This window comes from Leucobacter sp. M11 (genome assembly GCF_035726885.1).
GTDB lineage: Bacteria > Actinomycetota > Actinomycetes > Actinomycetales > Microbacteriaceae > JAPFRB01.
Genome location: NZ_JAPFRB010000004.1, coordinates 455,742 through 456,644 on the forward strand (window position 1 = coordinate 455,742; position 903 = coordinate 456,644).

Annotated in this window: 2 protein-coding genes; one reads left to right on the forward strand and one right to left on the reverse strand. The window is 71.1% G+C overall.

Translation table 11 applies throughout. The annotated features are described in order from the left end of the window. The coding region (locus OOT08_RS14270) for a GNAT family N-acetyltransferase (protein WP_325093454.1) at window positions 1–370 on the reverse strand (370 nt) is incomplete at its 3' end. A gap of 128 nt (window positions 371–498) precedes the next feature. Between OOT08_RS14270 and OOT08_RS14275 the strand changes: the two genes are divergently transcribed. Beyond that, the gene (locus tag OOT08_RS14275) at window positions 499–642 is read left to right on the forward strand and encodes a hypothetical protein (RefSeq protein WP_325093455.1); all 144 of its coding nucleotides are present in this window, start codon (window positions 499–501) and stop codon (window positions 640–642) included. Window positions 643–903 lie beyond the last annotated feature (261 nt).

A 903-nucleotide genomic window follows, 5' to 3' on the forward strand; every position in this document is an offset into this window, starting at 1 on the left:
AGACGAAGCCGAGGCCGCGGTACAGTGCGAAGCCGGGCGGGTCCGCCATCAGGGTGATGCTCGCGCCCGCCGGGGCGCGCTCCTCCACCTGGGCGATGAGCCACTCCATGACCCGGCGGCCAAGCCCGCGCCGCTGGTGCTCCGGGTGGGTTGCGATGTCGGAGATGTGGAAGTACCACCCGCCGTCGCCGATGATCCGGCCCATCGCCGCGATCTCGCCCTCGGGGGAGCGGAGATGGCAGAACGCCCACGAGTTCGCGAGGGCACCGTCTGCCTGCTCCGCTCGTTTGGGACTGAGCCCGGCTTCGGCGCGCAGCCGACGGTACTCGTCGAGAGGGGGCGGTCCGGGGACGAGAAGGTATTCGCTCATCCGACCAGTCTGGCAAGAACCCCTGACGGCGGGGAACACGGCCCGGTGTTTCCCGCCGGAATCAACCCGGCGTTCAGCTTCGGGGCGTACGCTGTCGGGCACAGGAACCCGAGGAAAGGATGGACACCGTGAGCACGAAGAAGACGCACCCGGAGGACGCAATCTCGGACCCCGCCCACTCCGCGGAGGAGGGGCGAGACTGGTCGGACGAGGGCGGCGCGACCGAAACCGGCCCGGCCAGCCACACCGACGAGGACCGCGCCGAGGCCTGAGCCACTCCAGGAACCGGCGTGCGCCGGAGACCGGTCCGCGGGCCGAGCTTCGGAGCCTTGCCGCTCCCCGGTGCGCTCTGTCACACTGACCTGAACGCGCCGGGCGTTCCCGGCGCGCCGCGGAGGGGGACGACATGGGCGCGGAAGCATGAGCGCGGGCGACGCGGAAACGGATCGCCTGGGCAACACGGACGGGGGCAATACGAACGCGGACCATATGGACGCGGGCAACGCGAGCACGACTGGCCCGGGCAGCGTGGA